The organism is Bacillus swezeyi, from assembly GCF_030908325.1.
GTDB classification, from domain to species: domain Bacteria; phylum Bacillota; class Bacilli; order Bacillales; family Bacillaceae; genus Bacillus; species Bacillus swezeyi.
The window spans coordinates 3,770,085-3,792,500 of record NZ_CP133085.1 but is presented as its reverse complement, the minus strand read 5'-3'; the positions used below and the strand labels follow the sequence as shown (position 1 = coordinate 3,792,500).

The 22,416-nt window shown below is 44.1% G+C and carries 23 protein-coding genes; 19 read left to right on the top strand and 4 right to left on the bottom strand.

The window, feature by feature from the left end; genetic code table 11:
- Positions 1–143: 143 nt before the first annotated feature.
- The 10 genes from araE (at position 144) to RBH91_RS18910 (ending at position 13,105) form a co-directional block, all read left to right on the top strand.
- On the top strand, positions 144–1,538 hold the full coding sequence (gene araE / locus RBH91_RS18955; protein ID WP_307892536.1) for an arabinose-proton symporter AraE: 1,395 nt from the start codon (positions 144–146) through the stop codon (positions 1,536–1,538).
- 519 nt (positions 1,539–2,057) lie between these two features.
- Entirely contained in the window at positions 2,058–3,098 is a 1,041-nt protein-coding gene (locus RBH91_RS18950; protein WP_076760867.1) for a sugar-binding transcriptional regulator, read from the top strand.
- A gap of 33 nt (positions 3,099–3,131) precedes the next feature.
- Entirely contained in the window at positions 3,132–4,139 is a 1,008-nt protein-coding gene (gap, locus tag RBH91_RS18945) for a type I glyceraldehyde-3-phosphate dehydrogenase (RefSeq protein ID WP_076760866.1), read from the top strand.
- Between the two features lie 165 nt (positions 4,140–4,304).
- Positions 4,305–5,489: a phosphoglycerate kinase gene (locus tag RBH91_RS18940; protein WP_076760865.1), complete on the top strand. Its 1,185-nt coding sequence runs from the start codon at positions 4,305–4,307 to the stop codon at positions 5,487–5,489.
- Between the two features lie 30 nt (positions 5,490–5,519).
- Positions 5,520–6,281, top strand: a complete 762-nt coding sequence (tpiA, locus tag RBH91_RS18935; RefSeq protein ID WP_307892535.1) for a triose-phosphate isomerase — start codon at positions 5,520–5,522, stop codon at positions 6,279–6,281.
- A complete protein-coding gene (gpmI, locus tag RBH91_RS18930; RefSeq protein WP_076760863.1) occupies positions 6,274–7,809 on the top strand; it encodes a 2,3-bisphosphoglycerate-independent phosphoglycerate mutase in 1,536 nt (511 codons plus the stop codon). The genes tpiA and gpmI overlap by 8 nt, the downstream gene beginning before the upstream one ends.
- Positions 7,810–7,831: 22 nt before the next feature.
- The gene (gene eno / locus RBH91_RS18925; protein WP_076760862.1) at positions 7,832–9,124 is read left to right on the top strand and encodes a phosphopyruvate hydratase; all 1,293 of its coding nucleotides are present in this window, start codon (positions 7,832–7,834) and stop codon (positions 9,122–9,124) included.
- 267 nt (positions 9,125–9,391) lie between these two features.
- Positions 9,392–10,024 carry a type 1 glutamine amidotransferase family protein gene (locus tag RBH91_RS18920; RefSeq protein WP_307892534.1) on the top strand — a complete coding sequence of 211 codons (633 nt, stop codon included), beginning with the start codon at positions 9,392–9,394 and terminating at the stop codon, positions 10,022–10,024.
- Positions 10,025–10,217: 193 nt separating this feature from the next.
- Positions 10,218–11,165, top strand: coding sequence for an ABC transporter substrate-binding protein (locus RBH91_RS18915; protein WP_307894796.1), 948 nt, complete (start codon positions 10,218–10,220; stop codon positions 11,163–11,165).
- Positions 11,166–11,311: 146 nt separating this feature from the next.
- On the top strand, positions 11,312–13,105 hold the full coding sequence (locus RBH91_RS18910) for a zinc ribbon domain-containing protein (protein ID WP_307892533.1): 1,794 nt from the start codon (positions 11,312–11,314) through the stop codon (positions 13,103–13,105).
- A 40-nt stretch (positions 13,106–13,145) separates the two neighbouring features.
- Here the strand turns inward: RBH91_RS18910 and RBH91_RS18905 are convergent, their stop codons facing one another.
- Positions 13,146–13,952, bottom strand: coding sequence for a zinc ribbon domain-containing protein (locus RBH91_RS18905; protein ID WP_307892532.1), 807 nt, complete (start codon positions 13,950–13,952; stop codon positions 13,146–13,148).
- A 172-nt stretch (positions 13,953–14,124) separates the two neighbouring features.
- On the opposite strand from RBH91_RS18905, the gene RBH91_RS18900 reads away from it, so the two are divergent.
- Positions 14,125–14,757, top strand: coding sequence for an NAAT family transporter (locus RBH91_RS18900; protein ID WP_307892531.1), 633 nt, complete (start codon positions 14,125–14,127; stop codon positions 14,755–14,757).
- 417 nt (positions 14,758–15,174) lie between these two features.
- Here the strand turns inward: RBH91_RS18900 and RBH91_RS18895 are convergent, their stop codons facing one another.
- Positions 15,175–15,693 carry a GbsR/MarR family transcriptional regulator gene (locus RBH91_RS18895; protein WP_395948307.1) on the bottom strand — a complete coding sequence of 173 codons (519 nt, stop codon included), beginning with the start codon at positions 15,691–15,693 and terminating at the stop codon, positions 15,175–15,177.
- A 278-nt stretch (positions 15,694–15,971) separates the two neighbouring features.
- Here RBH91_RS18895 and RBH91_RS18890 point away from each other — a divergent pair, with 278 nt between their 5' ends.
- The 4 genes from RBH91_RS18890 to RBH91_RS18875 are packed head-to-tail and all read left to right on the top strand — an operon-like array spanning position 15,972 to position 19,413.
- A complete protein-coding gene (locus tag RBH91_RS18890) occupies positions 15,972–17,111 on the top strand; it encodes a betaine/proline/choline family ABC transporter ATP-binding protein (RefSeq protein WP_307892530.1) in 1,140 nt (379 codons plus the stop codon).
- 20 nt (positions 17,112–17,131) lie between these two features.
- Complete coding sequence (locus RBH91_RS18885) at positions 17,132–17,785, top strand: ABC transporter permease (protein WP_307892529.1); 654 nt, start codon at positions 17,132–17,134, stop codon at positions 17,783–17,785.
- A 13-nt stretch (positions 17,786–17,798) separates the two neighbouring features.
- Complete coding sequence (gene opuCC / locus RBH91_RS18880; RefSeq protein WP_307892528.1) at positions 17,799–18,716, top strand: osmoprotectant ABC transporter substrate-binding lipoprotein OpuCC; 918 nt, start codon at positions 17,799–17,801, stop codon at positions 18,714–18,716.
- Positions 18,717–18,735: 19 nt separating this feature from the next.
- Complete coding sequence (locus RBH91_RS18875; protein WP_307892527.1) at positions 18,736–19,413, top strand: ABC transporter permease; 678 nt, start codon at positions 18,736–18,738, stop codon at positions 19,411–19,413.
- A 49-nt stretch (positions 19,414–19,462) separates the two neighbouring features.
- On the opposite strand, the gene RBH91_RS18870 is transcribed toward RBH91_RS18875, so the two are convergent.
- Complete coding sequence (locus RBH91_RS18870; protein WP_076760849.1) at positions 19,463–19,861, bottom strand: helix-turn-helix domain-containing protein; 399 nt, start codon at positions 19,859–19,861, stop codon at positions 19,463–19,465.
- Between the two features lie 160 nt (positions 19,862–20,021).
- Positions 20,022–20,423 carry a helix-turn-helix domain-containing protein gene (locus RBH91_RS18865; protein WP_076760942.1) on the bottom strand — a complete coding sequence of 134 codons (402 nt, stop codon included), beginning with the start codon at positions 20,421–20,423 and terminating at the stop codon, positions 20,022–20,024.
- 152 nt (positions 20,424–20,575) lie between these two features.
- Between RBH91_RS18865 and RBH91_RS18860 the strand changes: the two genes are divergently transcribed.
- The 4 genes from RBH91_RS18860 (at position 20,576) to RBH91_RS18845 (ending at position 22,412) form a co-directional block, all read left to right on the top strand.
- Positions 20,576–20,809, top strand: coding sequence for a helix-turn-helix domain-containing protein (locus tag RBH91_RS18860; protein WP_164470226.1), 234 nt, complete (start codon positions 20,576–20,578; stop codon positions 20,807–20,809).
- Between the two features lie 29 nt (positions 20,810–20,838).
- Positions 20,839–21,123: an AbrB/MazE/SpoVT family DNA-binding domain-containing protein gene (locus RBH91_RS18855; protein ID WP_076760941.1), complete on the top strand. Its 285-nt coding sequence runs from the start codon at positions 20,839–20,841 to the stop codon at positions 21,121–21,123.
- A gap of 171 nt (positions 21,124–21,294) precedes the next feature.
- The gene (gene secG, locus RBH91_RS18850) at positions 21,295–21,525 is read left to right on the top strand and encodes a preprotein translocase subunit SecG (RefSeq protein ID WP_076760848.1); all 231 of its coding nucleotides are present in this window, start codon (positions 21,295–21,297) and stop codon (positions 21,523–21,525) included.
- A 140-nt stretch (positions 21,526–21,665) separates the two neighbouring features.
- Positions 21,666–22,412 carry an alpha/beta hydrolase gene (locus RBH91_RS18845; RefSeq protein ID WP_076760847.1) on the top strand — a complete coding sequence of 249 codons (747 nt, stop codon included), beginning with the start codon at positions 21,666–21,668 and terminating at the stop codon, positions 22,410–22,412.
- The last annotated feature ends 4 nt before the right edge of the window (positions 22,413–22,416 follow it).

The window sequence follows — 22,416 nt, the reverse complement described above, 5'->3', positions numbered from 1 at the left end:
AAATATTGACAGAAAATACAAATATAATTATTCTATAATTGTACGTACTAATTTAGGTTTGTATTCTTTTATTCTAAGATATGTACGGACAACAAGACCCCGTATTGAAAGCGCTTTATTAAAATTCTCAGGAGGAGAGGCAAATGAAGAATCATCCAGCTCAGGCAGAAACGAATGTTCCAGTTTCCAAAAGCCATTCAATGGGATTTGTCATTTTGATTTCGTGTGCGGCGGGACTCGGCGGTTTATTGTATGGATATGATACGGCAGTCATATCCGGCGCAATCGGTTTTCTGAAAGATCTGTACCGCTTGAGCCCTTTTATGGAAGGCCTTGTAATATCCAGCATTATGATTGGGGGCGTTGTAGGAGTCGGAATTTCCGGTTTCTTGAGCGACCGGTTCGGAAGGAAAAAAGTCTTGATGACGGCGGCTCTGTTGTTTGCGATATCCGCGATCATTTCGGCCCTTTCTCAAGACGTGTCGACTTTAATCATTGCAAGAATCATCGGCGGTTTAGGGATCGGCATGGGTTCATCACTGTCTGTCACGTACATTACAGAAGCGGCGCCGCCTGCCATCCGCGGAAGCTTATCTTCCTTATATCAGCTCTTTACGATTTTGGGTATCTCCGCGACCTACTTTATCAATCTTGCCGTCCAGCGATCCGGTACATATGAATGGGGCGTACACACCGGCTGGAGATGGATGCTCGCCTATGGAATGGTTCCATCCGTTATCTTTTTCCTTGTGCTTCTGGTTGTGCCAGAAAGCCCGAGATGGCTGGCCAAAGCCGGAAGAACAAAAGAAGCATTGAGGATTCTTACACGCATTAATGGGGAAGCTGTTGCAAAAGAAGAATTAGAGAACATTGAAAATTCATTGAAGATAGAACAGATGGGATCATTATCCCAGCTCTTTAAGCCGGGCCTCAGAAAGGCGCTGTTCATCGGGATCTTGCTGGCGCTGTTCAATCAGGTCATCGGCATGAACGCCATCACATACTACGGGCCGGAAATATTTAAAATGATGGGATTCGGACAGAATGCCGGATTTGTTACAACTTGTGTCGTCGGTGTCGTAGAAGTCATTTTTACTGTAATTGCAGTTCTGCTCATTGATAAGGTCGGACGTAAAAAGCTGATGTCCATCGGCTCCGCCTTCATGGCTATTTTTATGATTTTAATCGGTACGTCTTTTTATTTTCAATTAACAGACGGATTCATGCTGGTCTTCTTTATTTTGGGTTTTGTAGCCGCATTCTGTGTATCGGTCGGACCTATCACATGGATTATGATTTCTGAAATATTCCCGAATCACCTGCGGGCGCGTGCCGCCGGCATTGCGACCATCTTCTTATGGGGAGCCAACTGGGCGATCGGACAATTTGTACCGATGATGATCAGCTCATTAGGCCTTGCGTATACCTTCTGGATTTTTGCAGTCATCAACATTCTCTGCTTTCTGTTTGTTGTCACGATTTGTCCTGAAACCAAGAATAAATCGCTGGAAGAGATCGAAAAGCTTTGGACAAAATGAAAACGTTTTAAAAGTGGTCAAGCTTTCTCAGGACTGTCGGCAACAGCATCACTCTATAAAAACCAAAACTTTTTTTGAAAACGCTTCAAGTCCAGGGCCTGACTTATACAGGACGTTGACGGCGGTGTTTGGATAACCGCCGTTCCTTGTTTTTCACAGGATGTCATGACGGCGGCGTTCGGACAGGACGTTTAGCCGCTTTATCATTCGTAAGCGCCGAAACGCAGCTGTGACGATGAATACAAGCATTGGCGGGCAAGCTGTTTTTTATGGCGGATTCACTTTTTGATAACATTTGCATAAGATAAAGATGAGAGAAACATCATTAGAATAGAAAAACCAGGTGTGACAACTGTGCGAATATTGTCGAGGAAATGTTTCTTAACAGTTGAATAAACATTTTAACCCTGTTAAAATAATAAATGAAAGCAGGAGCAATTTTTTTTTGGCTGAGGTGGGACGTTTTCAGTCATAGCGGGACATAAAATGTCCATGTTGAGATGAAAGGAACGTTTTGGCATGAATCAACTAATACAGGCTCAAAAAAAATTATTGCCGGATCTACTCGATGTCATGCAAAAAAGGTACGAAATTCTGCAGTACATAAGGCTGACTGAACCTATCGGCAGAAGAAGTCTTGCCGCCAGTCTCGGTATAAGCGAGCGGATTTTAAGGGCGGAGGTTCAGTTTTTAAAAGAGCAAAATCTCCTTGAAATCAAAACGACCGGCATGACACTGACACCTGAAGGATCTGACCTGCTGAAAATCCTTGAAGATACAATGAAGGACGTTTTAGGATTGACCCTTTTGGAAAATACATTAAAAGAGAGGTTGAATCTCGAACAGGTCATCATTGTGTCAGGAGACAGCGACCATTCCCCATGGGTCAAAAAAGAGATGGGGAGAGCGGCTGTCACATGCATGAAAAACAGGTTTAAAGGGGAAAATATCGTCGCCGTAACCGGAGGCACGACCCTGGAAGCCGTAGCCGAAATGATGAAGCCTGACTCGAAAAACCGCAAGCTGCTTTTTGTTCCGGCAAGAGGCGGACTCGGTGAAAACGTCAGAAATCAGGCGAATACGATCTGCGCCCATATGGCCGAGAAAGCTTCCGGTACATACAAACTGTTATTTGTGCCGGGCCAGTTAAGCAAAGAAGCATATTCTTCTATTATTGAGGAACCTTCTATTAAAGAAGTGCTTCAGACCATTCAATCGTCCAGTATGGTGATTCATGGAATCGGGGATGCTAAAACAATGGCAGAACGAAGAAATACACCTGAGGAAGATTTGAAGACGATAGAAGAAAATAAAGCTGTTGCAGAGGCGTTCGGCTATTATTTTGACCGTCACGGAGAGGTCATCCACAAAGTGCACAGCGTCGGCATTCAGCTGGAGGATCTTGACTCGATCCCCAACATTATTGCAGTGGCGGGAGGCTCATCAAAAGCGGGCGCCATTGAGGCTTACTTTAAAAAACCCCGCAATACGATTCTGATTACAGATGAAGGAGCCGCAAAACAGTTATTAAGGGAAGATTCTTCCCTCAATATATATTAAATATCTCTCATTTACTTAAAGGAGGAAATCATCATGGCAGTAAAAGTCGGTATTAATGGTTTTGGTCGTATTGGACGTAACGTATTCCGCGCAGCATTGAAAAATCCTGAAGTTGAGGTTGTAGCAGTTAACGATTTGACAGACGCTAACATGCTTGCTCACCTATTACAATATGATTCAGTACACGGAAAATTGGATGCAGAGGTTTCTGTAGACGGAAACAACCTAGTTGTTAACGGTCAAACGATCGAAGTAACAGCTGAACGCGACCCTGCTAAACTAAGCTGGGGAAAACAAGGCGTTGAAATCGTTGTTGAATCAACTGGTTTCTTCACAAAACGCGCAGATGCGGCTAAACATTTGGAAGCTGGCGCGAAAAAAGTCATCATCTCAGCTCCTGCAAGTGAAGAAGATATCACAATCGTTATGGGTGTTAACGAAGATAAATATGATGCGGCAAACCACCAAGTGATCTCTAACGCATCTTGCACAACAAACTGCCTTGCGCCGTTTGCAAAAGTTCTTAACGACAAATTCGGCATCAAACGCGGTATGATGACAACTGTTCACTCTTACACAAACGATCAGCAAATTCTTGATCTTCCGCACAAAGACTACCGTCGTGCGCGTGCGGCAGCTGAAAGCATCATTCCTACAACAACTGGTGCAGCGAAAGCCGTTTCCCTTGTACTTCCTGAACTGAAAGGCAAACTGAACGGCGGAGCAATGCGTGTTCCTACACCAAACGTATCACTTGTTGACCTGGTTGCTGAACTTGACAAAGAAGTAACAGCTGAAGAAGTAAACGCAGCGTTTAAAGAAGCAGCAGAAGGCGAATTAAACGGAGTTCTTGGATACAGCGAAGAGCCGCTTGTATCTAAAGACTACAACGGCAATGCTAACTCTTCTACAATCGATGCCCTTTCTACAATGGTTATGGAAGGCAGCATGGTGAAAGTGATTTCTTGGTATGACAACGAAAGCGGATATTCTCACCGTGTAGTTGACCTTGCCGCTTACATTGCAAAACAAGGTCTTTAATCCGAAAGCAGATTGAAAAGAATCAGGCTTGGTTCTTGAAGAGAGAAACGCTATAATGAAAGCGGACAAGGGAAGGGGATACACACTCCCTTTCCCTTTTTCCATATACATCAGGGATTTCCGTTTTCAGGCTTGTAATTCATTTAAAGGAGGAACTCCTGAGTCATGAACAAAAAATCAGTAAAAGACATTGATGTAAAAGGCCGTGTTGTTTTCTGCCGTGTTGACTTTAACGTTCCAATGAAAGATGGGAAAGTTACGGATGATACGAGAATCCGCGCTGCACTTCCGACAATTCAGTATTTAACAGAGCAGGGGGCAAAAGTTCTTCTCGCAAGCCACTTGGGCCGTCCTAAAGGCCAGGTTTCAGAAGAGCTCCGTTTAACTCCTGTGGCCGCAAGACTTGGCGAACTGCTTGGCAAAGACGTGAAAAAAGCAGATGAAGCATACGGTGATGCAGTAAAAACACAAATCGCCGACATGAAAGACGGAGACATTCTCGTATTAGAAAATGTCCGTTTCTATCCGGGAGAAGAAAAAAATGACTCCGAGCTTTCAAAAGCATTTGCTGACCTTGCGGATGTATACGTCAATGACGCATTCGGAGCGGCTCACCGGGCTCACGCTTCAACTGCAGGCATCGCAGAGCATCTTCCGGCTGTCGCAGGCTTCCTGATGGAAAAAGAGCTTGAAGTGCTCGGCAAAGCTTTGTCAAATCCTGAACGTCCGTTTACAGCGATTATCGGCGGAGCAAAAGTAAAAGACAAAATCGGCGTGATCGAAAGTCTTCTTGAGAAAGTGGACAACCTGATCATCGGCGGCGGTCTTGCTTACACATTTGTCAAAGCGCTTGGACATGAAGTGGGAAAATCCCTGCTGGAAGAAGACAAAATTGAACTGGCCAAGTCTTTCATGGACCGGGCTAAAGAAAAAGGCGTAAACTTCTACATGCCTGAAGACGTGCTTGTTGCAGACGACTTCTCAAACGACGCCAATACGAAAATGGTGCCGGTCAGCGAAATTCCTAGCGACTGGGAAGCGCTTGACATCGGAGCAAAAACACAAGAAACATATGCTGATGTGATCAAAAACAGCAAGCTTGTCGTTTGGAACGGACCGATGGGCGTGTTTGAACTTGACGCGTTTGCCAAAGGAACCAGAGCGGTCGCTGAAGCCTTAGCAGAGGCAAAAGATACATACTCTGTCATCGGCGGAGGAGACTCTGCAGCTGCGGTTGAAAAGTTCGGCCTTGCCGATCAAATGAGCCATATTTCAACAGGCGGCGGAGCTTCCCTTGAATTTATGGAAGGCAAAGAACTTCCAGGCGTAAAAGCATTAAACGATAAATAAGCACAAAACACTGCATAAGGAGTGGAGCACATGAGAAAACCAATTATAGCCGGCAACTGGAAGATGAATAAAGTCCTTTCAGAAGCTGTAAGCTTCGTTGAAGAAGTAAAAACTTCTATTCCCGCAGCAGATAAAGCAGAAGCTGTTGTCTGTGCGCCCGCACTGTTCCTTGAAAAGCTGACATCAGCTGTAAAAGGCACAGACCTGAAAGTCGGCGCGCAAAACATGCACTTTGAAGAAAGCGGCGCTTTCACAGGTGAAATCAGTCCTGCAGCTTTGAAAGACCTTGGAGTCGAATATTGCGTCATCGGCCACTCCGAGCGTCGTGAAATGTTTGCCGAAACCGATGAGACTGTCAACAAAAAAGTGCATGCTGCCTTCAAATACGGCATTGTGCCAATCATCTGCGTAGGTGAAACGCTTGAAGAACGTGAAGCAAACAAAACGAACGAACTTGTTGCTGACCAGGTGAAAAAAGGACTTGCAGGCTTAACAGCTGAACAAGTAGCTGCTTCAGTCATCGCATACGAGCCAATCTGGGCCATCGGAACAGGAAAATCTTCAACATCTCAAGATGCAAATGAAGTATGTGCGCACATCCGCAAAACCGTAGAAGCTGAATTCGGACAAGCTGCAGCTGACAGCGTCCGCATCCAATACGGCGGAAGCGTAAAACCTGCGAACATTAAAGAATACATGGCGCAGTCTGATATTGACGGTGCTCTTGTTGGCGGCGCAAGCCTTGAAGCGCAGTCTTTCGTGCAATTATTGGAGGCAGGTCAATATGAGTAACAAGCTGGCCGCACTCATCATTTTAGATGGGTTTGGACTACGAAACGAAACCGTTGGAAACGCAGTAGCTCAAGCGAATAAACCGAACTATGACCGCTATTGGAACAAGTTTCCCCATCAGACGCTGACAGCGTCAGGAGAAGCGGTGGGCCTTCCCGACGGACAAATGGGAAACTCGGAAGTCGGCCACTTGAATATCGGCGCCGGGCGGATCGTTTATCAAAGTCTGACGCGTGTGAACTTAGCGATTCGCGAAGGTGAATTCGAACAGAATGAAACATTCATTGCCGCTATGAAGCATGCGAAAGAAAAAGGCACAAATCTCCATCTGTTCGGACTGCTGTCTGACGGCGGAGTTCACAGCCATATCCGTCATTTGTACGCGCTCTTAAAGCTAGCGAAAAAAGAAGGCGTTGAAAACGTCTATATTCACGGCTTCCTTGACGGCCGCGACGTAGGTCCGCAAACAGCGGAGACATACATCAAAGAGCTTCAGGAGCAAATCGAAGAAATTGGCGTCGGTGAAATTGCAACATTGTCAGGCCGCTATTACTCAATGGACCGCGACAAGCGCTGGGATCGTGTTGAAAAAGCGTATCGCGCCATGGCATACGGCGAAGGACCGTCATACCAAAATCCGCTTGATGTTGTGAAGGATTCCTATGAAAACGGCATTCACGATGAATTCGTCATTCCTTCCGTCATTACTAAGGAAAACGGTGAGCCTGTTGCGACAATTCAAGACGAAGACGCCGTGATTTTCTACAATTTCAGACCTGACCGGGCGATTCAGATTTCCAACACGTTCACAAATGACGATTTCCGTGATTTTGACCGCGGAGACAAGCATCCGAAAAACCTTCATTTCGTCTGCTTGACGCATTTCAGTGAAACGGTTGACGGATATGTGGCATTCAAGCCTGTCAATCTCGACAATACAGTCGGCGAGGTTTTATCCCAAAATGGGCTGAAACAGCTTCGCATTGCCGAGACTGAAAAATATCCGCACGTCACATTCTTTATGAGCGGCGGACGTGAAGAGAAATTCCCGGGTGAAGAACGCATCTTAATCGATTCGCCTAAAGTTGCAACATACGACTTGAAACCTGAAATGAGCGCTTACGAAGTGAAAGATGCGCTTGTCAAAGAAATCGAGGCTGACAATCATAACGCGATCATCCTCAATTTCGCCAACCCTGATATGGTTGGACATTCCGGAAAAGTAGAGCCGACGATCAAAGCGATTGAAGCGGTTGATGAGTGTCTCGGCGAAGTGGTTGACGCGATCCTTGCAAAAGGCGGACACGCGATCATCACGGCCGACCACGGCAACGCAGATGTCCTGATTACTGAAGAGGGCAAACCGCACACTGCCCATACGACAAACCCGGTTCCGGTGATCGTCACGAAAGAAGGCGTGACACTAAGAGAAGGCGGAATTCTTGGGGATCTGGCACCAACCCTTCTGGATTTGCTCGGCGTTGAAAAGCCGAAAGAAATGACAGGAACTTCATTAATTCAAAAATAAGATTTAAAGGAGAGAAATAAACATGCCATACATTGTTGATGTTTATGCACGTGAAGTATTAGACTCCCGCGGTAATCCCACGGTTGAAGTAGAAGTATACACTGAATCAGGAGCTTTTGGCCGTGCGCTCGTTCCAAGCGGAGCGTCCACTGGTGAGTATGAAGCTGTTGAGCTTCGCGACGGTGACAAAGACCGCTACCTTGGAAAAGGTGTTTTAACAGCTGTTAACAACGTAAACGAACTGATTGCCCCTGAGCTTCTTGGCTTTGATGTGACAGAGCAAGTATCAATCGATAAATTGCTAATTGAGCTTGACGGAACTGAAAATAAAGGTAAACTCGGCGCCAACGCCATCCTTGGTGTTTCAATGGCTGTTGCACGTGCTGCTGCTGATTTCTTACAGATTCCTCTGTACCAATACCTTGGAGGATTCAATTCAAAAACACTCCCTGTACCGATGATGAACATCGTAAACGGCGGAGAGCACGCGGACAACAACGTTGACATTCAAGAATTCATGATCATGCCTGTCGGCGCGGAAAACTTCCACGAAGCGCTTCGCATGGGAGCACAAATTTTCCACAGCCTGAAAGCAGTCCTTTCTGCTAAAGGAATGAACACAGCTGTTGGTGACGAAGGCGGATTCGCTCCAAACCTTGGTTCTAACGAAGAAGCGCTGCAAACAATCGTTGAAGCGATCGAAAAAGCAGGATTCAAACCTGGCGAAGAAGTGAAATTGGCAATGGATGCGGCATCTTCTGAGTTCTACAACAAAGAAGACGGCAAATATCATCTTGCAGGCGAAGGCGTTGTGAAAACTTCTGCTGAAATGGTTGACTGGTACGAAGAAATGGTTTCTAAATACCCAATCATCTCAATCGAAGACGGTCTTGATGAAAACGACTGGGAAGGTCACAAACTACTGACTGAGCGCCTTGGCTCAAAAGTTCAGCTTGTCGGAGACGACCTTTTCGTAACAAACACGAAAAAGCTTGCTGAAGGCATCAAAAACGGTGTCGGCAACTCCATCCTGATCAAAGTAAACCAAATCGGTACATTGACTGAAACATTCGATGCCATCGAAATGGCAAAACGCGCAGGATACACTGCTGTTATCTCTCACCGTTCAGGTGAAACAGAAGACAGCACAATCGCTGACATCGCTGTGGCGACAAACGCCGGACAAATCAAAACTGGTGCGCCATCACGTACAGACCGTGTTGCGAAATACAACCAGCTTCTTCGCATCGAAGATCAACTGGCTGAAACTGCGCAATACCACGGTATTCAATCTTTCTACAACTTGAACAAGTAAGCATAAAAAGAGCTTGGCCGTTTGATTCGGCCAAGCTTTTTTAAATGTAATTAAATTCCCAAGGAAAGAGATACATGCTTCTAAGTAGGAAGACAGATCCGACTATACCGATTGTGAAATACTTTTAAGTTACGGCAAATCTATTCAAGGTTTTGAAGTTCTGTCGGAATTAAAAAAATTTCATCAAGTTATTCAATACCCTGACAATAGCTGTCAGGGTATTGAATTATAATAGGGAATATCAATTGCGATTGGAGTGTTTATTGGATGCAAACAAAAAAAGTTTATCTTTATGTATTTAATACAATGTCAGACTGGGAATATGGATATTTAATTGCTGAACTAAACTCAGGAAGATATTTCAAAAAAGATTTAGCACCTTTAAAAGTAGTGACAGTAGGAGCTAATAAAGAAATGATTACTACGATGGGAGGGCTGCGTATAAAACCGGATATTTCCCTTGATGAGTGTACTCTTGAGAGTAAAGATCTTTTAATTTTACCTGGAGGGAATACTTGGGGAGACGATATTCATCAACCGATCTTGAAAAAGCTTGGCGAAGCTTTAAAGCTTGGCACTATTGTTGCTGCAATTTGTGGTGCAACTGTGGGACTAGCGAATAGCGGATACTTGGATGATAGAAAGCATACAAGCAATGACTTAGAGTATATGAAGACGGTCTGTCCTAATTATAAAGGAGAAACATTTTATGAGATGGAATCTGCAGTATCTGATGAGAATCTGGTTACTGCATCCGGAGTAGCTCCCCTGGAATTTGCGAGGGAAGTATTGAAAAAATTAAACGTATTTGCGCCAGATACATTGCATTCTTGGTATAATCTAAATAAGACTCATAAACCCGAATACTTCTTCCAGTTAATGAATTCAATCAATAAATGAACTAAAAATTATTACCATGCTTTAGACGATGTCAAAGCATGGTTTTTGTATATGGAAAAGCACATCCCGTCATAAAGCGGCTTTTAGCACTATGCAAAAAAGATTTATAGGAATTCTTATTGACATTAGTGTGATTCATTATATAATCTATTTGATAATGAAAATCACTTGAGAAAAGGAGATACATAATGTGATGAAACGTCTTAAATGGTTTACGCTGTTTGCTGCGCTGTTCCTTTTATTAGCCGCCTGCGGAAATAAAGATTCAGATACATCTGCGGACAAGAACGAAAGCAAAGATTCTTATACTGTAAAACATGCAATGGGGACTGCAACCATCAAAGGTACGCCGAAAAAAGTGGTCGTATTGACAAATGAAGCGACAGAAGCTGTGCTTGCCCTGGGCGTCAAGCCGGTCGGCGCCGTGCAGTCATGGCTTGGAGATCCGTGGTATGACCACATCAAAGATGAAATGGACGGTGTTGAAAACGTCGGAACAGAGACTGCTCCGAATATCGAAAAAATCGCCAGCCTTAAGCCGGATTTAATTATCGGAAACAAAGTGCGCCAGGAAGAAGTGTACGACAAATTAAGCGCGATTGCGCCGACCGTTTTTGCTGAAACATTGTCAGGAGAATGGAAAAACAACTTTATGCTGTCAGCAGAAGCCCTCAATAAAAAAGATGAGGGAGAAAAAGTCATCGCCGATTTTGATAAGCGAATCGAAGGCATGCACGACAAGCTCGGCGACAAAGTGAAACAAAAAGTCTCACTCGTCCGCTTTACAGATGCTGATGCCCGCATTTACCATAAAGCGTCATTCGCCGGAACGATTTTAGACCAGCTCGGTTTTGCTAGACCGAAAGGCCAGGAAGCCAATGATTTGGGACAAATGGAAGTCACAAAAGAACAGATACCTGATATGGACGGGGATGTGCTTTTCTATTACACCTATGAGACAGGTGATGACAAAGCAAGCGCGATTGAGAAAGACTATGTCAATGATCCGCTTTTCAAAAACTTAAGCGTTTATAAAAAAGGAAACGTTCATAAAGTGAGCGATGCCATCTGGAATACAGCGGGAGGCGTCCTTGCAGCGAATCTAATGCTTGATGATATCGAAAAATACTTTTTAAAATAATCATGCCCTATCAAACCAAATGGATGACCAGCATTCGTTTGGTTTTTTAGTGCCGTCGGTTCCGCCGGGCTAAAAAATAAATTCCTCCTTACGATAAATATAGTATAAAATAATCATGTGTGTGTTTGGAAAATAGGAGGAAAGTCATGAATTTTTGCAAAGAATGCGGAAGTGAATTAACGGCTAAGGCCCAGTTTTGTAAACATTGCGGGGCTGGAACTGACGGCGGGCGATCAGCTCATGAAGAACAGAATGATCGAGAGACGCTGCATAAGCCCAAAATGACAAAGAAAAGAAAAATGATGCTGGCCGCAATTGCCGCATGCTGTATCTTGTTGTTTGCAGGCTACAAAACCGGCGAGGCGCTGACATCGAAGGAAAAATTAATCAGCGACTTTGAAAGTGCGCTCGATCATGAAGATGCAAAGAAAACAGCGAAACTGCTTCAATCATCAGACGTCGATCTGACCATAACAGAAGAAAACGTCAAACCGCTGATGACTTATTTGAAAGAACATCCGGAAGAAGAAAAGGAACTCATCTCTTCATTAAAAAACAATAATGAAAATCAAATGGTTTCAATTGAAAGGTCAGGCAGGCACTTTTTCATCTATGAACGCTATGTGCTGAATGCAGCTCCCGTCTATTTAACAATCAAGACAAACTATAAAGGCGCTGATCTATTTGTTAATGGGGAAAAGGTGATGACAGCACAAAAGGAAAACTTTGAAAAAAAATTCGGGCCGTATCTTCCGGGCGTATATGATGTGGAAGCAAAGCTGAAGAACGATTTTACCGAACTGACGAAAACAGAAAAAGTCAATGCATTAGAAAACGTTACGGACGTTGATATGGATCTTGATGGCCATAAGGCAAAGCTCGTATTCGAAGACGGCTATGAAAAGATCAAAGGGACGCTGTGGATCAATGATCAAAAAACGAAGATCAATCCTTTTAAAGGCGCATCATTTGGCCCTGTGCTGACAGACGGTTCTATGTCTGCTACGGTTGAAGCGGAATTTCCCTGGGGAAAACTCAAAAGCAAAAAAACGCCGATTGACAGTACTGAAATCCAGGTCAACCTTGCTTCAGATCAACATTTTACGAACCAGATGATGAATAGCATTGTAAAACATTCGAAAGAAGAGACGAAAGCTTTCGCAAGCGGAAATGTCAAGGAAATGACCGTTGCCGCGCCATCTTATAAAAGCGATCTGAAAGAAAGGATAGACGGATTTAAAAGCACCAGCACATATTACAAAGACACCTATTTATCAACCGTATTTGACCTTGATTCTTTCCGGCTATATACCGAAGACGGCAAGTGGAAAACGGATGTCGAGGGAATTGAAAAGCACAAATCAGCCTATTATGACGATGACAATGCTCCGAATTTGGAAGAAAACGAAAATGGGAATACGTATACACTGGTCTACTCCGATGATCAGAAAAAATGGCTTGTCGAAAAAAGCGATCCTTCAAGCTTTATAGACATCCAAAACAAAAAGGAAATTAAAAATGACAAGCCGCAAGAATATACATCGGCATGGGCATCTGCAAAAGGAGCATCCAAAAATGTTTCAGCAGGCGAAGAACTGACAGACCACAAAGTCGCTTCAGCGGTGGAAGAGTATTTATACAGTCTTCAAGATGCAATCAACGAAAATGATTTTGACTTGGTCGCTGACAACTTGAAAGAAGGAAGTTCGCTTTATGCTGATCAAAAAGAGCTGGTCGCAAAATTAAATCGCAGCCATACAGAAGAGGAAGTCGTCGACTTCAGCGTCAAGAGCTGGGAGCAAAACGGATCTGAGGCAACGATCAAAACACTTGAAAAAATCAACATCATCAGGAATGGGAACGCACAGTTGAAAACCTATCATTGGACATATCATGCCGTTGTCGAAGACGGAAAGGTGCTGTTGACATCAATAGAATAGTAAAAAGCCTTTTTTCCTCCAGGAAAAAAGGCTTTTTTGCTTAAAACATCCGGCTCAAAATAGAGCCTCCGATCCCGCCCAGATATTCAAGAAACAAATCTCCCATCACACGGATTGCAATAAATGTCATCAAATAAACGAGCAGTGTGGCGTAGATCATATCTACAGCGCCTTTTGCTTTTTCTTGATAACTGTAAAGAACAGCCGGAGGGATCAAAAAGACAACACCGCAAAGGCCGAAAAATAAAACATGCAAAAACAATGACGTTTTCATCAATGATAAAAGCAAAGCAGCAAGCAGAAGAGCCGCGAAAGGAATAAGAACAGTTCCGAAACGTCCAAGCACTTCTTTAAAAGAAGCCTGTACACCCTGAATTCGTAAACCGGCGTATGTAAAAACAAATAATAAGAAAATATAAATAGCAAAGGTAAAAGCCGGCTTTACGGCGATTTCAAAGAATGTCGGCATAGCGTAGGATTGGCTGAAGACTCCGCTATATTGTCCTAAAGAATCAAAAAAGCCTTTTAGACCGAAATAAAAACTCAGTGAAACGGCAAGGGCGAACACCGCCATCGTAATGATGCTGTTTGCAATATGCTGTTCTCCCGCATGTTTCATCTCTGTGTACGGGCGCTTCAATACCCTTAAACAAAATGAAAAGTACATGGAGGATGCCTTTTTCGTCGCTTCCACATACCTTTGGGACTGCGATCTGTCAGCGGCATTTTGAACGCTTTCGCTGCCTGCAGCATTCTGAACACTTTCGCTGTCCGCATTCAGATTTGTCCCGCAGTTCTCGCAAAATTTTCCGCCATCTGTTTGATGGCCGCATTTTGAACATGTCATAAAAATAAATTCTCCTTTTAAAATAGTTATTTTTTCCTATCCGAAAATTCATTATAAATGAAAATGCAGCCGAATGTAATAGATATTTGAAAGTTTAATCCGCCATCACCTGAGGTAAAAATCGAATATCCGCTTTATGTCAAATGTTTCATCATCAGAAAGGAACGACAATATGTTTGCATTTATCATCCACGTTTTTGTCTCATTGTTCGCCGTCACCAATCCGATCGGCAATGTGCCGATTTTTCTTGCACTTACAGAAGGATATCAAGCAGAAGAGCGCACCGCATTGGCGAGAAAGGCTGCAATATTGTCCTTTCTCATCCTGATCGCGTTTCTGATTTTCGGTGAAATGATCTTTCGGATTTTTGACATTAACATTCATGCACTGCGGGTTGCAGGCGGCATTTTCATCTTTGGAATTGCCTATAACCTTCTGAATGCCAAACAATCACATGTTCAGTCGCTGCATCATGAAGAGCATCGGGAAAGCAAGGAGAAAGAGGATATTTCTGTGACACCGCTCAGCATTCCGATTATCTCGGGACCCGGCACAATCGCCACTGTCATGAGCCTTTCGGCCGGAAACCGCAGCCTGTTTCATTTTGGCGGAATGATCGCCGGTATTGCCGCGGTGCTCCTGCTGACCTTTGCGGCCTTTCATTATTCAACACTGATCAGCAACAAATTGGGACAGACGGAAATGAATGTCATTACAAGGCTGATGGGTCTGATTTTGGCAGTAGTGGCCGTCGGCATGATTGGAACGGGGCTGAAAGGCATGTTTCCAGTACTGGCCGGCTAAAGCTGATGATGATGAAAATCATTCGCTGCTCAGAAAGGTCGGCACAGGCAGCAGCATACAGGGCAAATAAAAAAGCTGCACGGACGTGCAGCTTTCAGCGTGTCGACAAACCCTTGCATTCGTTGTCAGGCCTGCTGAGTCGGTGCTCAACGTTCAAGGAACGGCGGCTAATCGCTCAGGCGTCCTGCCTGAACGCCGCCGTCATCACATCTAAAAGTAAGGAACGACGGTTAAGTGCGCGGACGTCCTGTCCGAACACCGTCCTCATCACGTCCTGTGAAAGCCCGATGCTCCCCCTTCCTAGACTGCAAAGGTTTCGGGTCACGCTGAAAGGATGACAAAATCCTAAAACTTTAAACCGTTTTAGGATTTTGTCAACAATCTGAAAGCTGCACGGACCTGCAGCTTTTTTTAAGGCTATGATGGCTTTGGCACATGCTTGAAAACGTCTTCACTTTCGAGAAATGCGATCAGATTGTCAAGCCACTTACAGTAATCGAGCCATTGTTTTGTTTCCTCGAGAAGGTCATTGATCTTTTCTTCCGTTTCCGCCGAGAGCGGTTCCTTCTCAAGCGCTTCTAAAAGCTCCTTTCTGATTTTTTTCCCGATCATCCGATTTTTTTTCACGACCTTGCTCCAATTTGCCGTAAACAATGAAATAAATGTTTGATAATAATCCTGTTCGACATCGTATAAGTCTTTGCGGACGCCTTTTTCAAAAACTTTTTCAGCTATATTCAAATCGAGCATTTCGCGGACTACCTGGCTCATTCTTGTTTTGCTCATGCCCGTAGCTTCAGACAGTTCATTTAAGGTCATCGGCTTTCTGTTCATGTAAATGATCCCCAAAACACGGCCGACAGTTGATGATATACCATACGTATTCATATTTTCTGCGATTTTTTCTATAAAATGCTCTTCAGCTTGTTCAATCATTTTTAAAACGTTTTCTTCCAAAGCACATCATCCTCTCAGACAGCCGATTTTATTGTCAATATATCATAATTTTGTTAACCATTGAAAACACTAAAACGAAAGAAAAATGAAGGAATCGGCCGTTATATTAAGAATTTCCGGCATATTCATTTGATGAATATATTATTTTATGTCTTATACCTGTATTTTAAACACATTGTAAACTTTTTATTTTACAAAGTGTATCCTATAATAAATAAGATGTTGAAATTTTTAAATAATAGTTGGAGGTGTGTTTATTGCTGAAGTTAGAGAATGTATCAAAGGTTTATAAAGGCGGAAAAAAAGCTGTCAACAGCATTAACCTAGATATAGCAAAAGGAGAGTTTATCGTCTTCATCGGACCCAGCGGATGCGGAAAGACCACGACGATGAAAATGATCAACCGGCTGATTGAACCTACTTCAGGAAGCATTTACATCGACGGAGAAAACATATTGGATCAGGATCCTGTAGAACAGCGCCGGAAAATCGGTTATGTCATCCAGCAGATCGGGCTTTTTCCACATATGACGATTCAGCAAAATATCACTCTTGTGCCAAGACTTTTGAAATGGCCGGAAGAAAAACGTAAAGAGCGGGCGAAAGAATTGCTTCAGCTCGTTGACATGGGACCGGAATATTTGAGCCGCTATCCTCACGAATTAAGCGGCGGACAGCAGCAGAGGATCGGAGTGCTGCGGGCGCTTGCGGCCGAACCCCCGCTGATTTTAATGGATGAGCCTTTTGGAGCGCTGGACCCGATTACCCGTGATTCGCTTCAGGAAGAGTTTAAAAAACTGCAGAAATCCTTAAACAAAACGATCGTCTTTGTCACGCATGATATGGATGAAGCGATTAAACTCGCCGACCGGATCGTGATTTTGCGTGCGGGTGAGGTCGTTCAGGTCGGTACGCCTGATGAGATTTTGCGCAATCCTGCGGATGAATTTGTTGAGGAGTTTATCGGAAAAGAGCGGCTGCTTCAGTCAAGACCTGATATCGAGCATGTCGAACAAGTGATGAACCCCAATCCGATAACGGTGACAAGCGAAAAAACCCTTTCCGAAGCGATTCAGATCATGAGGGAGCAGCGTGTTGACTCATTGCTGGTCGTTGATGAAGGCCATGTCTTAAAAGGGTATATCGATGTCGAAATCATTGACCAAAACCGCAAAAAAGCCGGGACGGTCGGAGAAGTCCTGAGTCAGGACATTTACTCTGTTCAGGAAGGCACACTCATCAGGGATACCGTCCGTAAAATTTTGAAAAGAGGGTTCAAATACGTTCCTGTTCTAGATGAAAATGGGCGCCTTGTCGGCATTGTAACAAGGGCAAGCCTCGTGGACATCGTTTACGACTCTATTTGGGGCGAAGAAGACAGTCTTGTCCAAAGTTAATGGAAGGAGGTGCATCGATCATGTATCAAATGATTCAATTTTTACAGAAGAATGGCGGAGAAATGCTTTATAAAACATGGGAGCACTTATATATATCGGTCATTGCCGTACTGCTGGGCATCATTGTTGCTGTTCCGCTCGGGGTTCTTTTGACGAGAATGAAAAAAGGCGCAGGTACGGTTATCGGCGTTGTCAATATTGTTCAGACATTGCCAAGCCTTGCAATTTTGGCATTTTTTATTCCACTGCTCGGCGTGGGAAAGGTACCTTCGATCGTCGCGCTATTTTTCTATTCAGTCCTACCGATTCTAAGAAATACTTATATAGGCGTAAAAGGCGTCAATCGAAATTTGCTGGAATCTGGAAAGGGAATCGGTATGACTGCATGGGAACAAATCCGCCTCATCGAACTGCCGCTGTCGGTTCCGGTGATCATGGCGGGCATTCGTATATCGACCGTGTATTTAATCGGCTGGGCGACGCTCGCTTCATTTATCGGCGGCGGCGGCCTCGGGGATTATATCTTTATCGGGCTCAACCTTTACCAGCCCGAATATATTATCGCCGGAGCGGTGCCTGTTACCATATTGGCTATTCTGATCGATTATTTCCTGTCGAAAACCGAAGACAAAGTCACACCTGAAGGATTGAAAGGGATGAAGGAAGTATCATAAGGAGTTGGCTTTTATGCAGAAGAAAAAACTAAGTTTGTTCGGAGCTCTTATGCTTGTGTTTTCACTCTTCATGAACGGCTGTGCCTTGCCTGGACTGGGCGGAGCTTCTGGTCAAACAATCAAAATCGGATCGCAAAGTTTTACCGAATCTGAGATCATGGCAAATATGCTCGCTCAGCTGATCGAACATGACACAAATTTAAAAACCGCGCTTGTTAAAAATCTCGGCTCAAACTATGTCCAGCATCAGGCAATGCTTGGCGGAGACATCGACATTTCAGCCACGCGCTATTCAGGCACAGACCTGACAAGCACGCTTGGAAGGGAAGCGGAAAAAGATCCGGAAAAAGCGCTTAAAATCGTTCAGAAAGATTTTAAAAAGAAGTTTAACTATAAATGGTATGATTCCTACGGTTTTGATAATACGTACGCATTTACCATCACAAAAGAATTGGCTGAAAAAGAAAACTATGAAACCATTTCCGATTTGAAAAAAGACGCTGGCAAGCTGAAGCTCGGGGTGGACAATGCCTGGCTGAAAAGAAAAGGCGACGGATATCAAGGGTTTAAGCAAACATACGGCTTTGAATTTGGTTCAACCTTTCCAATGCAGATCGGCCTTGTCTATGATGCCGTTAAAAACGGAAAGATGGATATCGTCCTCGCTTATTCAACGGACGGCAGGATCAAAGCATATGATTTGAAAATATTAAAGGATGACAAGCGCTTCTTCCCTCCGTATGACAGTTCACCGGTCGTGCCGGAAAAAGTGCTGAAGGAGCATCCCGAACTTGAAGGTGTCATCAGCAAACTGATCGGAAAAATCGACACCGAAACGATGCAGGAGCTCAATTATGAAGTCGATGGAAAACTGAAAGAGCCTTCTGTCGTCGCCGCGGAATTTTTGAAGAAGCACAATTATTTTCAGTAAAAAGGGAGGGGTAGATCAAATGGAAGTGCTGCAACAGCTTTGGACCTACTATGCACAAAACGGAGGCTATGTTCTTCATGAATTTTACCGCCATTTTCTCATGTCGGCTTACGGTGTCTTATTCGCGGCAATCATCGGCATTCCTACCGGTATTTTCATCGCCAGATATCGAAAAGTGAGCAGATGGATCTTTTCCATCACAAATGTCATTCAAACGATTCCGGCGCTGGCGATGCTAGCCGTTCTTATGCTCGTGATGGGGCTTGGCGCGAACACGGTCATCCTGTCTCTGTTTTTGTATTCGCTCTTGCCGATTATCAGAAACACCTATACGGGAATCGTCAGCATTGAGCATGCCTATCTTGAATCAGGGAAGGCGATGGGCATGACGAAGTTTCAAGTGCTGCGGATGGTTGAGCTCCCTCTTGCATTATCCGTCATCATGGCGGGGCTTAGAACCGCATTGGTGATCGCCATCGGCATCACTGCAATCGGCACCTTTGTCGGCGCAGGCGGGCTCGGTGACATCATCGTCAGAGGATCAAACGCAACAAACGGAACAGCGATCATTTTGGCAGGCGCAATCCCGACCGCGCTGATGGCCGTCATCGCCGATCTTTTGATGGGATGGCTCGAGGGCGTCCTGAGCCCGGTCAAAAACCGTAAAGGTCAGGCGCCGAATCCTGATGCTGCGTAAAAAGTACAGCTGAAAAAAGCCGGATTTCTGTCAAAAGAAATTCGGCTTTTTAAGATTTCCGCTTCCCTGCTTCACTCACCAAAAAGTGAAAATATTGCTCCAGATTTAAAATATCCTCGCGGGACAGGCATTCCCATTTGCCGGGATCAAACAGCCACAGTTCTTCAGTCTCATGCTTGGCTGCGATGTCTTCCATCGTAAGGTAGACCGGCGGGTGTTCGCGGATTTCGCCTGCGGTCATATAACCGGCGATGTCCATTAATTGTTCGTACGGCATTTTCAGGGCATCGGCCAATTTTCTGATCGTCGCCGGCTTTGGCACTCCGCGGTGCCCGTTTTCAATTCTGGAAATGGTTGCAGCGCTTAAACCGGCGTACATTGCAAGCTGGTTGACCGAAAATCTCTTTTGTTCGCGCAGCTCTTTCAGCTGCTCGCCGAATGTTTTCATCGCGATCACCTCGAATCTGATATGTATCATTTTAATACAAATATTGACTAAAGGAAACAGTTCATCCGGAAAAATATTGACAAAAGTTAACATAAGGGATAAAATAACAGCAAGAAAATGAACAGGCTAAAAGAAGAGAAGAGAACGCCGGAGCTGAGTTTTAGGATTGATGCCGGGTGCTTGCCTCCTGTACGAGAAAGTTGAAATACTTGTCCAGGTTTTCAATATCCTTCTTTGAAAGCACCTGCCATTTTTCGCTGTCAAACAAAGAAAGATTCTCCAGCTGATATTGAGAAACGATGTCGTAGATGGAATCGTAGCTGCTTCTTGATTCCTGGATTGTTGTGGCGTTGATATAGCCGGCTGAGGTCATCAATTCCTCATACGGAATTTTCAAAGCGTCGGCAAGCTTCCTGATCGTTGCGGGCTTCGGCACCCCCCGCTTTCCGTTTTCAATTCTCGAAATGCCGGCAGAACTGACGCCCGAATACATCGCAAGCTGGTTGACGGTCAGCTTTTTTCGCTCTCTTAATTGTCTTAAATGATGTCCAAAGTTCGTCATGGCCAAAACCTCGCAATCTCTTATTATAAAATATTTTAGTACGAATATTGACTATAGGAAACATCTGGATAAGAAAAGTATTGACAAAAGTTAACAAAGCGTTTATGTTAAATGTAGATAAAAAGAAATATAAAACAAAAGAAGGGGGAGTAATAATGGTAAAAAAGATTCATATCAAAAGAGATTTTGTTCTTCAATATATGATTGAACATAATCTCTCCTTAAATCAGCTTGCCATTGAAATCGGCGTATCCCCGGCAACATTGAGCAGAGTTTTAAATGGAGAAAGGAGGCCCGGACAGCTTGTCATCGGCAAGATGATACAGTATTTCAACAAAAAATTTGAGGATCTCTTTTATTATAAAGATGTTGACAAATGTCAATAAAGAAAGGAAAAAAGGAGGCTGTTCATGAAATGAAAAATACGGGAATTGTCCGCAGAATAGATGAACTTGGCAGAGTGGTTCTTCCGGTTGAATTGCGGAGGGTGCTGAACATCAATGAAAAAGATCCGCTTGAAATTTACAGTGACGGGGAAAACATCATCTTAACCAAATACGCATCAAACATGGCCTGCCTGATGACCGGTGAAATCACAACCCAGAACAAAACATATGCAGGCGGCAAAATCGTGCTCAGTCCCCGCGGAGCGGAGATGCTTTTGGAAGATATGATGGGGGCTTTGGCAGAAAAGAAATAGTGTTTACATAGAAACGTTCGAGAGAAACGGAGCATATCCGCTTCTCTTTTTGTATAAGGCATTCCGGCGCTGGCAAAAATAAAAAAAGACGGTCGATTCAGCTCGTGACATGCGCTTGCTTTTCATGTAAAATAAAACTATTGTCAGCCAGTTTGTCTGGAGGTGTAGGAAATGGCCGCATTTTTTACGGTCTTATTGGTGATTGTCAGTATCGCACTTATCGTTGTCGTTTTACTGCAATCCGGTAAAAGCGCCGGATTATCGGGCGCAATTTCCGGGGGAGCCGAACAGCTTTTCGGAAAACAGAAAGCAAGAGGACTGGATTTGATTCTCCACCGGATGACGGTCGTTTTAACCGTGCTTTTCTTTTTCTTAACGATTGCGCTTGCTTACTTTGTATAAGACAATGAAGCACGAGGTCTGATGTCGAAGTCAGGCCTTTTTCCTATTTGCCGGCCTTTGCCATCTCGGCCGGTTATATTTATTAAGTTTGTTTCAAGATCAAACGTGGAAGAATAGACATGAAAAGGAGACAGCGAATCATGAAAATCGTCAAACCACAACCTTTCACATTTAAAGGCGGAAAAAAAGCCGTTCTTCTATTGCACGGATTTACAGGAAACACAGCGGATGTGAGAATGCTCGGAAGATATTTGAATGAAAGGGGCTATACGTGCCACGCTCCCCAATATAAAGGACACGGAGTGCCGCCGGAAGAGCTTCTCTCCACAGGTCCTGAAGATTGGTGGAAAGATGTCATGGACGGCTATGACTATTTGAAATCCGAAGGGTATGAACAGATTGCGGCTTGCGGACTGTCTCTGGGGGGAGTTTTTTCGCTGAAATTGGGTTACACTGTACCAATAAAGGGAATTGTTCCTATGTGTGCGCCAATGTACATCAAAAGCGAAGAAACGATGTATCAAGGTGTGCTTGATTATGCCCGCAATTATAAGAAATTTGAAGGGAAGACAGCGGAGCAGATTGACGCTGAAATGGAAGAATTCAAAAAAACGCCGATGAACACCTTAAAAGCTTTGCAGGCGCTTATCGCAGATGTCAGACAGCATGTAGACATGATTTATTCGCCTACTTTTGTTGCGCAGGCCCGTCATGATCATATGATTAATACGGACAGTGCGAACATTATCTACAATGAAGTCGAAACAGATGATAAGCAGCTGAAATGGTATGAAGAATCAGGGCATGCCATCACTTTGGATAAAGAGCGTGAAACTTTGCACGAGGATGTTTATCAATTTTTAGAAACGTTGGATTGGCAGCCATAAGGAG